General features: G+C 63.1%; 12 protein-coding genes. 5 read left to right on the top strand and 7 right to left on the bottom strand.

Going from position 1 to position 11,463, the window contains the following annotated elements; all coding sequences use genetic code 11:
* Positions 1–12: 12 nt before the first annotated feature.
* Positions 13–882, top strand: coding sequence for an MYG1 family protein (locus RHP72_RS01710; protein WP_047271521.1), 870 nt, complete (start codon positions 13–15; stop codon positions 880–882).
* A gap of 8 nt (positions 883–890) precedes the next feature.
* Here RHP72_RS01710 and RHP72_RS01705 read toward each other — a convergent pair whose 3' ends face one another.
* Positions 891–1,901: an alpha/beta hydrolase family protein gene (locus RHP72_RS01705; RefSeq protein WP_256933304.1), complete on the bottom strand. Its 1,011-nt coding sequence runs from the start codon at positions 1,899–1,901 to the stop codon at positions 891–893.
* Positions 1,902–2,300: 399 nt separating this feature from the next.
* Here RHP72_RS01705 and RHP72_RS01700 point away from each other — a divergent pair, with 399 nt between their 5' ends.
* The 4 genes from RHP72_RS01700 (at position 2,301) to RHP72_RS01685 (ending at position 5,414) form a co-directional block, all read left to right on the top strand.
* The gene (locus RHP72_RS01700; RefSeq protein ID WP_007731691.1) at positions 2,301–2,921 is read left to right on the top strand and encodes a LysE family translocator; all 621 of its coding nucleotides are present in this window, start codon (positions 2,301–2,303) and stop codon (positions 2,919–2,921) included.
* A 25-nt stretch (positions 2,922–2,946) separates the two neighbouring features.
* Complete coding sequence (locus tag RHP72_RS01695; RefSeq protein WP_063315240.1) at positions 2,947–3,351, top strand: DUF4259 domain-containing protein; 405 nt, start codon at positions 2,947–2,949, stop codon at positions 3,349–3,351.
* 160 nt (positions 3,352–3,511) lie between these two features.
* Positions 3,512–4,720 carry an aspartate transaminase gene (locus RHP72_RS01690; RefSeq protein WP_007731694.1) on the top strand — a complete coding sequence of 403 codons (1,209 nt, stop codon included), beginning with the start codon at positions 3,512–3,514 and terminating at the stop codon, positions 4,718–4,720.
* Positions 4,721–4,745: 25 nt separating this feature from the next.
* Positions 4,746–5,414 carry a 4-carboxy-4-hydroxy-2-oxoadipate aldolase/oxaloacetate decarboxylase gene (locus RHP72_RS01685; protein ID WP_007731695.1) on the top strand — a complete coding sequence of 223 codons (669 nt, stop codon included), beginning with the start codon at positions 4,746–4,748 and terminating at the stop codon, positions 5,412–5,414.
* Positions 5,415–5,473: 59 nt separating this feature from the next.
* Here RHP72_RS01685 and RHP72_RS01680 read toward each other — a convergent pair whose 3' ends face one another.
* The 6 genes from RHP72_RS01680 to RHP72_RS01655 form a co-directional block, all read right to left on the bottom strand.
* Positions 5,474–6,517: an L-idonate 5-dehydrogenase gene (locus tag RHP72_RS01680; protein ID WP_054188639.1), complete on the bottom strand. Its 1,044-nt coding sequence runs from the start codon at positions 6,515–6,517 to the stop codon at positions 5,474–5,476.
* 11 nt (positions 6,518–6,528) lie between these two features.
* Complete coding sequence (locus RHP72_RS01675) at positions 6,529–7,284, bottom strand: SDR family oxidoreductase (RefSeq protein ID WP_007731698.1); 756 nt, start codon at positions 7,282–7,284, stop codon at positions 6,529–6,531.
* A 95-nt stretch (positions 7,285–7,379) separates the two neighbouring features.
* Complete coding sequence (locus RHP72_RS01670) at positions 7,380–8,714, bottom strand: MFS transporter (protein WP_311094230.1); 1,335 nt, start codon at positions 8,712–8,714, stop codon at positions 7,380–7,382.
* Entirely contained in the window at positions 8,711–9,784 is a 1,074-nt protein-coding gene (locus tag RHP72_RS01665; RefSeq protein WP_311094229.1) for an allophanate hydrolase, read from the bottom strand. The genes RHP72_RS01670 and RHP72_RS01665 overlap by 4 nt, the downstream gene beginning before the upstream one ends.
* Positions 9,777–10,484, bottom strand: coding sequence for an allophanate hydrolase subunit 1 (locus tag RHP72_RS01660; RefSeq protein WP_244993216.1), 708 nt, complete (start codon positions 10,482–10,484; stop codon positions 9,777–9,779). Before RHP72_RS01660 ends, RHP72_RS01665 begins: the two co-directional genes overlap by 8 nt.
* Positions 10,481–11,284 (bottom strand): LamB/YcsF family protein, encoded by an 804-nt coding sequence (locus tag RHP72_RS01655; protein WP_007731705.1) that lies wholly within the window; start codon positions 11,282–11,284, stop codon positions 10,481–10,483. Before RHP72_RS01655 ends, RHP72_RS01660 begins: the two co-directional genes overlap by 4 nt.
* Positions 11,285–11,463 lie beyond the last annotated feature (179 nt).

The raw sequence follows: 11,463 nt of genomic DNA, 5'->3' as shown, positions 1-11,463 counted from the left end.
TAGTCTCGACGGGTGATCATCGCGACCCATAACGGCAAGTTCCATGCAGACGACGTCTTCGGCGTATCGCTGCTCAAGCAGCTGTACCCCGACGCCACCGTCGTTCGCAGCCGTGACGAGTCCGTCCTGGGCAGCGCGGACATCGTGCTCGACGTCGGCGGTCGCTACAACCCGGCCGAGGGGCGCTTCGACCATCACCAGCGTGATGCCGGCGAGCGCAGCAACGGCATCCTGTACTCCGCCTTCGGTCTGCTCTGGCAGGAATACGGCCTGCAGTTCTGTGAAGGCGACGCCTCCGTGTTCCGCCGTATCGACAGCCGACTGGTCGAGGGCATCGACGCCGTCGACAACGGCCAAGAGATCTACACCCTCAACGACTACGGCACCAAGCCTTTTGATCTGTCGTCCGTGCTGGACCTTTTCAATCCGATCTCGTCCACCGACGAGGAGTTCGACACCCAGTTCGAGCTGGCCGTCGTTCTCGCAACCCAGGTCTTGATTCGCCTGCGCGCCAAGTATGCCGGCGACGCGGCGGCCGAGCGCGAGTTCACCGAGACCTACGAAAAAGCAACGGATCCGCGCTTCGTCGTGCTGGAACGCTTCGTTCCCCACGGCCGCGCCGCGTCGGCCCAGCCAGAGCTGCTGTTCACCATCTTCCCGAACACCAACGGCGGCTGGTCGATTCAGACGGTCAAGCCTGCTGACTCCAAGTTCGGTTCACGAAAGCTGTTGCCGGAGCCGTGGCGCGGCCTGAACGGCTCGGATCTTGCCGCCCAGACGGGCGTCGACAGTTCGGTCTTCTGCCACAAGGCCGGGTTCATCGCGGCTGCGCAGACCCGTGACGGCGCCCTCCAATTGCTCGAACTGGCACTGGCCGAGTAGTTCTCAGCTCACATTCCCAGCGCCGTCTTCACCGTCGGCCAGGAATCGTGAAGCGCGTCTTGCCAGTACGGCCACGAATGGGTGCCGTCGTTCCGATACGCGAACACTGCGGGAATCGACAACTCGCCCAACCTCGCTTCGAACAGTTGTGTGCACGTATTAGCGAGCGCCTCGAGCGGTCCGCCTTCGATGGCAGTCTGCAGTCCACTCGGGGTGAAGACGTTGTCGTATTCTCCGGGCGCACCTGTACCGGAGGACACGTAGATCGTCTTCCCACGCAGCGTTTCCGCGTTGGTGGACGGGTCGTGCTTTTGCCAGTCGGGGTCCGACGCCGGGCCCCACATGTTGGTGGCGTCGCCCGCCTTGCTGGCCACGGTGAGCCGTACGGAGTCCTGCGAGGACGATTCGGAGTTGTCGAGACAGCCACTGTACGAGGCCAATCCGGTGTAGAGCGTCGGGTGATGTGTGATGAGGTTGGCCGCGCCGAGCGCACCCATGGACACCCCGCCGACCACGTTCGTCCCATTTCCGGAAAACGCAGAATCGATCAACGCCGGAAGCTCTTCAGCGAGAAACGATTCCCACTTGTTCACACCGAGGTTCGGATCGTCGTTCTTCCAGTTGGTGTAGAAACTGCCGGTACCGCCAACAGGGAGAACGACGTTGACGTTCTTGTCGGCGAAAAACGCTTCGATGTCGGTCTTTTGAGTCCAGGTGCTTTCGGAGTATCCGGATTCCGAACCGGCACTGACGCCGTCGAGTAGGTAGAAGGACGGACGCGAACCGGCACTCGACGCTGGATGCAGAACCTGCACTTGCACCTCGCGCCGCATGGCCGGCGACTCGACGAACACGGCACTGCGTGTGGGCGACAACTGCTCTATGCGATTGATGTGAGCCCCGGCCTGACCGGCCGAATCTCCTGGTGGGTTTTCAGGTGCCGGTTCGGCATACGCCACTCCGCCCACGACAAGCGCGAGCACGACCAACACAATCCCGACAAACCCAAATCTCCGCATCCGTCAAGCGCCCCCTGAGCATCGCACGACTACCGCTGACCCTCGATTGGACAGGACGAACGTCCCGGGGTCAACCCACTGGTTGGGATTTATTACTCGCGGGTATCCAATGGAGTTGGACAGTTCTCCACCGATGCACACACAGGTGTGGATAACTTCATTCACATCCGCTTCCCAGTTGTGCATAACCTGTGGACAAAAGGATGAATTACAACAGAGTTATTCCTCCTACCTGCAACGATTCGTTTCCCCACAGTGTGCATAACTCTGTCGAACAGGGCTCGCGAGACGCCGGTTTCCGGGCGTGTCCATGCAGTTCACACCGCCGCGCCACTCTTTGTTCACAGGCCCGACACCACCGGCCGACAATGCTCCCCACCCCGACTTCATACTTGTTGCATGCTGACCGCTCTGCTCGCCGCCACAGCTGTGCTCGCCCTACTGACTCTGGTCCCCGGGCCCGACATGGCCGTCGTGACGCAGGCTGCTCTCGGCGCGGGCAGATCTGCCGGTTTCCGGGTAGCGGCCGGCATCGTCTCGGGCCTTCTGGTGTGGGGTCTGTTGACCGTCCTCGGGCTTTCGGCGATCCTCGCCGCGTCGGCCGAGGCGTACACGGTGGTCAAGCTCGCCGGCGCGGCTTACCTGATCTATCTCGGTGTGCGAGCACTGTGGGAGAGCCGGACGTCGCGGATGCAACACAATGCCGACGCTCCACGATCGCAGAAGGCCGGGACATGGAAGACGGGCTTCACCACCAACCTGCTCAACCCCAAGATCGCCGTCTTCTACACCGGACTGTTGCCGCAGTTGGTTCCGGCCGGGTGGCCGACGGGACCGTCGCTTGCATTGCTGGTGCTCATCCACGCAGCCATCACCATCGTGTGGCTCAGTGGCTACGTGGTCCTTCTCTCGCGAGCGCGTAGCACCTTCGAGAAGCCCCGAGTGCGACAGGCACTCGAGCGCATAACCGGAACAGTTCTTCTAGGATTCGGAGCGAAGATCGCGCTCGAAGCGCGCTGAGACGGCAATCGGAAAAGAGTAGACAGTGGGCGCGTGGGGATCGGGACCGTTCGAGAACGACGGTGCAGGGGATTTGATCGCGTCCATCGGGCACGGTGACTTCACCTTCGAATCGGTGGAGTGGGCATTCGAGGACGACTACCTCGAGGTGGACGGCGGCCAAATCGCCATCGCCTTGCTCGAATTGGTGCTGATCGTGCGCGCCGATCGCAAACGCGACCCCGCCGCCCAGGACCTCGATCTCGACTCCTTCACCTCGGCTCTGACCAGTGAACGGCTCACCTGGCTGATCGAAATGGTGGAGCGCACCATCGCATCGACCGATTCGGAACTGTTCGAGCTGTGGGACGAGCAGGGACCGGAAGAGCTTGCGTCGTGGCGAGTTCCCGTCGTGGACGGTCTCGAGGATCTGCGCGTTCTGTCGGTCTGATTCCGTCGCCGCTCCATCACGTTTGCTTATCGGGCCACAACGGTTCGGTCTTGGTCAGATGCCCTGGTAGGACCCTATGGTCGAACGGATCACCGAGTGAGAACTGTGGCTCGTCGACGACGGGAATCCACGCTCACCCCGGACCCAGGAGCAGACCATCATGGCGACTTTCGTTCCGGCTGCGCGCGTCGACAGAATCAGGGAGTCGCCGAGTGTGGCTGCCGCACAACGAGTGCGCGAGCTGAAGGCCCAGGGCCGTGAAATACTCGACCTGACCGTCGGGGAGCCCGATTTCGACACACCCGACAACATCAAGTCTGCGGCGATCACTGCGATCAACACGGGTCAGACCAAGTACACCGCAGTCAACGGCATCCCGGCTCTACGCGAGGCAATCGCAGCACGCGCGGCTTCGCGAACCGGAATCCAGTACGCGGACAACCAGATCACCGTCGGCGGCGGCGCGAAACAGGTGATCTTCCTCGCTCTCATGGCGACGGTCGAAGCCGGCGTCGAGGTTATCGTTCCCGCCCCTTACTGGGTTTCGTACCCGGATATGGTCCTCGCTCACGACGGAACTCCGGTGATCGTTCAGTGCGAGGAGTCCGACAACTTTCTTCTCACAGCCGAAGCACTATCCGCTGCAATCACTTCGAACACCAAGTGGGTCATCCTCAATGCCCCGGGCAACCCCACCGGATCTGTGTACACCCGCGAGCAGCTGCAGGCCCTCGCCGAAGTGATCGAGGCCAATCCCCATGTCAGTGTGTTGGTCGACGAGATCTACGACGAGATCAACTTCGGTGACGCTCCGATCCCGAGTCTGCTGCAGGTCGCTCCGCACCTCCGTGATCAGGTACTGGTCACCAACGGAGTCTCCAAGTCTCATGCCATGACCGGGTGGCGACTCGGATACGGACTCGGAAATTCCGGATTGATCGGCGCCGTCAACAAACTGCAGGGTCAGAGTTCTTCCTGCCCGTCCTCGATCAGCCAGGCCGCAGCCGTGGAAGCCCTCACCGGCGACCAGAGTTTCCTCACCGAATCCGTACGAAGTTACCGACGACGACGCGACCTCTCGGCTCACCTCCTCAGTGTTGTCCCCGGGCTCGAGCCCGTCGTGCCGCAGGGTGCGTTCTACCTGTTCGTCAACTGTGCCGGCTTGATCGGCAAGCAGACCCCGGATGGCACCGTGATCGAGTCCGACCAGGATCTCGTCCTCTATCTCCTCGACGAGGCGTCGGTTGCCACCATTCAGGGTTCGGCTTACGGCGCATCGCCGTACTTCCGTATCTCCTTCGCCACCTCCGAGGCTGTCCTCGAAAAGGCCGCGGCACAGATCGCCGCGGCAGTCGAACGCCTTTCCTGATCTTTCATACTTTCTGGAGTACAAGATGATTCACGTCAAGACGAAAATTGATCGCGCGGACAAGGACCTGATTGCCGAACTGGGGACGTTCTCCGCGGCCACGATTCACGAGGCACAGGGACGTAAGGGCTCGCTGCATCCGGCGATCAAGCCGATCGACCGCGACATGAAGTTCTGCGGCTCCGCTTTCACAGTCAAGTGCCATCCCCGCGACAACCTCATGCTGCAGGTTGCGATCAGCTACGCACAGCCGGGTGACGTCCTGATCGTCTCTTCAGGTGATCAAGCCGCCGGCCAGTTCGGCGATGTTCTGGCCAATGCCTGTGTTGCGCGCGGCATTACCGCACTGGTCACCGACGGCGGAGTGCGCGATACCCGGGAGATCCGCGAACTCGGATTCCCCGTCTTCTCCAAGCACGTGTACATCGAGGGAACCGTCAAGGAATCTCTCGGCCCGATCAACCATCCCCTGGTCTTCGGAGAACAGGTCATTTATCCCGGTGACGTCGTCAAGGGTGACTGCGACGGCGTTGTCGTGGTCCGCCGCGAGGAGGTTGCCGAGGCAATCGAACTCTCGCGTGCCCGTGACGAAGCCGAAGCCGGGTACATCGAGCGTTACAAGCGAGGCGAGACCCCACTCGAGGTGAGCAATCTGACTGCCCTGCTGGAAGCCAAGGGCCTGGTGGTCGAATAACCTGCTGTGCGCCTTTATTAACCGCCCGCGGTTAATAAAGGCGCACAGGGTCGAAGGACTCAGAACCGCAACAGCACCTTCCCCGACACCGAAGCATCCTTGGCGACTGCGAAGGCTTCCAGAGCTTCCTCGACCGGATATTCGTGTGTGAGAACAGCATCGACAGCAAGCGAACCGTCGGCGAGGGCGAGCAGCACCTCGTCGATTTCGTCGTTGAAGCGGAATGAGCCCACCAACTCCAACTCTCGCGTGATCGCCAGCGAAATGTGTACCGGTTGAGGTCCGGACGGAAGAAGCCCGAGCATGACCACCCGTCCACCGCGCGTCGCCCCGCGAATAGCGGATTCGAGCCCGCGATGATTGCCGGTGCACTCGACGACCACGTCGGCATCGGATGCGGCGACTGCCTGGGCGTCGGTGGCCTCGAGAACCCGATCCGCACCGAGCGTCGACGCGATCTGCAGCGGAACGTCGTGCACGTCGACCGCGGTGATCGACTGCGCGCCTGCTCGTCTGAGCACAGCCACGACCAGTGCGCCGATGGGTCCGCAGCCGACGACCAGCGCCTTCTTCCCGCGTACGTCTCCCGCTCGCGAAACAGCGTGCCAGGCAACGCTTGCCGGTTCGGCTACCGACGCAGTCCGCAGGTCCAACCCCTCGGGCAGTTCCCGGAGCATGCGTGTCGGGAGCACTGCGTATTTCACGAAGGCGCCCTCGGTGTGTGGGTACTGCGCTGCACTTCCCAGGTATGTGCAGCAGGGCGAGAGGTTGGGCCGATCGCTCGGGAACCGAGGCGCGGTCCCACCGGGCGTTGCGGGGTGTACGGCCACGGAAGTTCCAACTGCCGGCCCCGTTCCGTCCGCCGCGGCCGTCACGACCGTGCCGACCACCTCGTGACCGAGCAGCATCGGTGCCTTCAGAATCGACTCCCCCGCCGCGCCGTGCGTCCAGTAGTGCAGATCTGATCCACACACACCGCCGTAAGCGATCTCGATCACTGCCTGCTCGGCGGTCGGCGCAGTCAACGCAACATGCTCGACCCGCAGGTCACCTGCCGCATGGGCCACCACTCCGAGCGTCGTTTCCGGTAGTACAAAACTCATGATGCGCTCTCTCAGTCGTTGCGACGGATGAAGTCGAGGCCACCGGGCACCTGGAAGGTGGGGAGCACCTCGATGAGACCAAGATTGACGTGGCCAGGGGCGTCGATCGCGAACTCGATGGTATCCGCGATGTCCTTGGTAGTGATGGATTCGTAGCCTTCGTAGAAGGTCTCCCACGCTTCCTTCATGGCTTCGGGCGTGCCGCCGAGGTTGCGACCGAAGATCTCGGTCTCGACCCGGCCAGGGCAGATCTCGGTCACTCGAATCCGCTTGCCGATGCAGTCGTTTCGCAGCTGGCGCGAAATCTGGTGCACCGCAGCCTTGGTCGCGTGGTAGGCAGTGTGGCCGTAGAAGTTGTACAGGCCGGCGATGGAGCTGATGTTGACGACATGACCTAGATCGCGCTCCACCATTCCCGGCAGCAGAATGCGGCACAGGTGCAGCACTGCACGAAGATTCACGTCCACCATCGCGTCGACCGATGCTTCTTCGGCGTCGAGAATGTTTCCGGTTGCGGACACCCCCGCGTTGTTGACGAGGATGTCGATCTCCAGTCCGCCGACAGCTTCGGCGAGCGCGGCGGTGTCGGTGATGTCCACGGGCAGAGGGATCATTCCGGTGCGATCGGCAACCTCACCGAGCTTGTCGGCATTGCGGGCGACGCCGTAGACCGTCAGTCCGCGCTTGGTGAACATCTCGGTGACGGCGGCACCCATTCCGGTGTTGGCGCCGGTGACGAGAGCTGTGCGGTAATCGGAGAAAGGCATTGTGTGCTCCTACAGGAAGAAATTGGTATGACCCGGCGGCCGCCGCGGACTGCAGGCGGCCACCGGGCCGGATCAGGAGTGACTCACGCGAGAAGTCACAGAGTGTCGCGTAGCGGAACGTGGGCGCGATCGGTGATGGTGCTGACCGCGATCAGCGTGCCGATTGCAGTGATGACCGCGTAGAAGGCGGGAACGTAGATACCGAATTCGGGGATCAACCAGGTCATCAACAACGGTGCGGTACCACCGAAGAGTGCGGACGAGATGTTGTAACCCAAACCGTAGGCGGAGTAGCGAACCCGCGTGGGGAACAGTTCGACGATCAGGATGTGGATGACGGCTGTGTGCCCGGCGAAGATCACTGCCATGAGGCAGGCACCGAGAACGGCGAGGCCGACGTTGCCGGTCACGATCATGGCATGGCAGGGGATCGCTCCGATCGCCATTGCCGCAGCTGCACCGGCGATGACCTTCTTGCGACCGATCCGGTCGGAGAGAGCACCCATGAACGGAATCGCGAAGCAGATCGCGACCAGGCTGGATGCGGTGACGAGAAGCGCTGTCCCGGTCGAGAATCCGATCTGATCGCCTTTGAGGAACGTGGGCATGTACGAGAACAGAACGTAGTAGCCGGAACCATTCATCAAGGGGATGAACAGGGCGAGGATCATGGCGCGACGGTGTTCGGGAGTGGAGAATGCTTCCTTGAGCGGATTGCGCGACAAACCGCCGGATTCCTTGAGCCGCTCGAAGTTCGGGGTATCGGAGATCGCGCGGCGGATGTACCAGCCGATGATTCCCATCGGAATGGCCATGAGGAACGGGATGCGCCACGCCCACGATGCGAGTCCGCCGCCGTTGATCGCGTCGGCGTTGAGCCACGGCGACATGGCAAACGCGATCATCGTTCCGGTCAGCAGTGCGAGGAACGACGCGATCTGCGCGTAGCTCGTGATCAAGCCGCGCTTGCCTTCCGGGGCGTGTTCGGCGAGGAACGTCATGGCGCCGGCAGCTTCACCACCGACGGAGAATCCCTGCACGATCCGCAGAAAGATCAGCAGTGCCGGTGCCGCGATACCGATGGCCGCGTAGGTGGGCAGCAAGCCGATACCGGCGGTCGCCACGCTGATCAGCATGATGACGAACACCAACATCTTCTGTCGACCGATCCGGTCGCCGAGGATGCCGCAGACCACCGCGCCGAGGGGTCGAACGAAGAACGAGACCGCGTAGCCGGCGAACACCAGCATCAGCGCGTCGCTCGACTTCGATACGTCGAAGAACACGATGGCCAGTGCCGTCGCCATGAACGCGAAGACACCGTTGTCGTAGAGCTCGACGAAGATGCCGACGCAGCCCGCTGCGACGACTTTCCGGACCTTGCGCGGGTCGGCTACCTGGCCGTCTACCGCTTCGATGGTGTTGGTCATGCTGTCTCCAAAATAGACGCGCGGCGCGGAGCGCTCGCGGGGCGTGTGGTGCCGACGTGGCTCGGTACTCGGGCTTCCGAGGTGTGAAGAGGTATCCGGAGGGTGGTGAATACGTTCTCCACACGCCGCCTCAGCAAGGCGATGCGGTGCTGCTGTTCGCGGTGCTCTGCAACCGCCGTTGCGACGCTGCAGTTCCGGAATCGGACGCGGTGCCCGGGTCGGGCCTGTCCCAGCTGTGAGAGTGAAACGGTGGTGACGACTGCCAGCACCGGATAACCGGCGGTGACGCCTCTACCTCGATGCAGGACCAGAAGTTCGTTGCCAGCGGGTACTTCGACGGCGCCGATGGGGACGCCGCGCGAGAGGACCTCGCCGGTGCCGGTGCGCTGTGGGACCGGCTGCTCATCGGTAGATGCCAGCCGAAGCCCGATGTGATTGCTCTGATCGCCCACCACGAATTCGGTGCCGAACAGCGCGGCTGCACTCTCCCCGAAGTCGTCGATGTCGGGGCCGTCGGTCACGTCGAGCGTCCACACGTTGCCGAAGGACGGTCGGTCGGGCAACAACCGGAACAGCGGTAGCCGGAAGACCGGGTGGTCGATCGGCGGGCAGTCGGTGTCGACGACCAGCGTCTCCCCCGCGGTCAAGTGACGGCCGAATCCGAGGACCTGGTCGGGAGCGCAGCTGCCCAGGAGGTAGTCGGCCGTCAGCTCTCCGTGGACGGCGACGTAGACGCGCAATCCGTCGTGGATTCCGGTGACGGCAAGCCGCTGACCGGCTCGCCAGACGATCGGTTCCCACTGCGGTTGCCGATGTCCGTCCACCGTCACCGTTGCGGGTGCACCCGTGACGGCGATCAGCAGATCCGTGGACGCCGACGCTGAAAAGTCGAGGGCCGTCAACTCCAGTAGCGGGGCCTCGCGCCTACTACCCACCAACGCGTTGGCGATCTCCGCGCTGATCTGGTCGGCTGCGCCGCCCGTCGCCTGACCGAACTGTGACGCCGATCCACGCCCCAAATCCTGGACGGAGCTGATTCCGGGAGTCAGGACGGTGACGGTCTCAGCCATGGGGATCACCCCCTAAGGGCAGGAGCGAGCGTCCGTCGAAGTCGTCCCAGCGATCGGCGTCGATCGCACGGAAGACGAACAGATCGCCCGGGCGGTAGGCAGAAATCTGCTCCGACGCCGGATCGACCAAGATGAGCGGGGTCCGGCCGATCACTGCCCAACCGCCGGGCGCAGGCCTGGCCGAAACGACTGCCTGACGTCCGGCCACCGCAACGGAACCGGCCGCGACGTGCGGTCGCGGGCTCGATCGGCGCGGGATGGGAAGGCCGAACGCCGGGCCGTCGAGCATCGGGGCGCCGCCGGGTGAGCCGTAGCAACGCATGACCAACGGGGCTGCGGAGTGAAGGCGCACCACTTCGGCTTCGGTGACGCCGAGAAACCGCGCTGTATCACCCAGGTCCGGGCCGTGTTCGCCCCCGTAGACGACGGGGATCTCGAACGTCCTAGGTTCACCTTCCAGCGGTCGGGGGATAGTCGTTGCTTCGCGAACCAGGCCGCGGACGGCGTCGTGGTCGGTGAGGAGGTTGTCGAACTCGACCAGCAGGGCGTCGTATGTCGGGATGACGCTGACGATGCCGTCGGCACCGAGATCGAAACGTGCAGCGATCGATCGAACGGTGTTCCAGTTCTGCTCGGCGGTCCCGCCGCTGACACTGACGCGAACGGCGGCGTCACCGCAGTCGGCGACGTAGGTCTTCACGCGGAACACCCGACATCACGGGCCCGCCGTGACGCCACGACCCGGGTCAGCGGCGCAATGGTGACACCGGCGGCCTCGAGCGCGGCGCGAATCGCCTTCGCGTTCGCGACGGCACCGGGGTTGTCACCGTGCACGAGGACCGTATCGGCGACAACCGGGATCAACGTGCCGTCCACAGCTTCGACGACTTCCTCGACCACCATCCGAACGGTCCGCTCGACCAGAACGTCGACGTCGTGAATCACCGCTCCCGGCTCGCTGCGGGGCACGAGAGTTCCGTCGGAGTTGTATGCGCGATCCGCGATTCCGACGATGCCGACGCTCAATCCGCGGGCAGTCGCCTCGTCGGCCAACGCCCCGTCCTGGGCGAGCACGATCAACGACGGATCGAAGGCCGCGACCGCATCGACGACGGCGCGCGCGTAATCCTGGCGTACGGCAACAAGATTCCCGAGCTTGCCGTGGGGAGCGATGTGCGACAACGACGTTCCGCTCGCGACCGCAAAGGCGTGAAGGGCGCCGAGTTGGAACAGCACGTCGGTTCGGACCTCGTTCTCACTGAGATCCATCGCGCGACGTCCGAATCCGGCGAGGTCCGGAAAACTCGGATGCGCGCCGATGCCGATACCGCGCGATACGCACCCCCGCACGGTCGCATCCATGGTTCGTGGATCGCCTGCATGGAATCCGCAAGCGATGTTGGCCGAAGTCAGCGTGTCGAGCAGAGCATCGTCGGCGCCCATGGTCCACGTGCCGAAACCTTCGCCGAGATCGGCGACAAGATCGATGCTGGTTGCCATTTCGGTCCTTCCGGTTCGTTTACTTGTTCGTACGGGCGCCGTTGCCCGTGGTTGGTCCGACTGTCGAAGTTCTGTGTGTCGACTTCGGTGTTTCTGGGACGCTACTCAGGAACGCCAAAGGGTTGTTAATACCGTTTCGCGTTGGGGTGATCGGAATTCGATATGTCCGTTGAGCTGGT

The organism is Rhodococcus sp. SG20037 (genome assembly GCF_031763325.1).
Taxonomy (GTDB): Bacteria; Actinomycetota; Actinomycetes; order Mycobacteriales; family Mycobacteriaceae; genus Rhodococcus_F; species Rhodococcus_F qingshengii.
This window is presented reverse-complemented; position numbering and strand designations above follow the sequence as displayed.

Excerpts from the sequence above, each read along its gene's own strand:
- RHP72_RS01705 (WP_256933304.1), bottom strand. The coding sequence starts at position 1,901 with ATGCGGAGATTTGGGTTTGTCGGGATTGTGTTGGTCGTGCTCGCGCTT.
- RHP72_RS01700 (WP_007731691.1), top strand. The coding sequence starts at position 2,301 with ATGCTGACCGCTCTGCTCGCCGCCACAGCTGTGCTCGCCCTACTGACT.
- RHP72_RS01690 (WP_007731694.1), top strand. The coding sequence starts at position 3,512 with ATGGCGACTTTCGTTCCGGCTGCGCGCGTCGACAGAATCAGGGAGTCG.
- RHP72_RS01685 (WP_007731695.1), top strand. The coding sequence starts at position 4,746 with ATGATTCACGTCAAGACGAAAATTGATCGCGCGGACAAGGACCTGATT.
- RHP72_RS01680 (WP_054188639.1), bottom strand. The coding sequence starts at position 6,517 with ATGAGTTTTGTACTACCGGAAACGACGCTCGGAGTGGTGGCCCATGCG.
- RHP72_RS01675 (WP_007731698.1), bottom strand. The coding sequence starts at position 7,284 with ATGCCTTTCTCCGATTACCGCACAGCTCTCGTCACCGGCGCCAACACC.
- RHP72_RS01670 (WP_311094230.1), bottom strand. The coding sequence starts at position 8,714 with ATGACCAACACCATCGAAGCGGTAGACGGCCAGGTAGCCGACCCGCGC.
- RHP72_RS01665 (WP_311094229.1), bottom strand. The coding sequence starts at position 9,784 with ATGGCTGAGACCGTCACCGTCCTGACTCCCGGAATCAGCTCCGTCCAG.
- RHP72_RS01655 (WP_007731705.1), bottom strand. The coding sequence starts at position 11,284 with ATGGCAACCAGCATCGATCTTGTCGCCGATCTCGGCGAAGGTTTCGGC.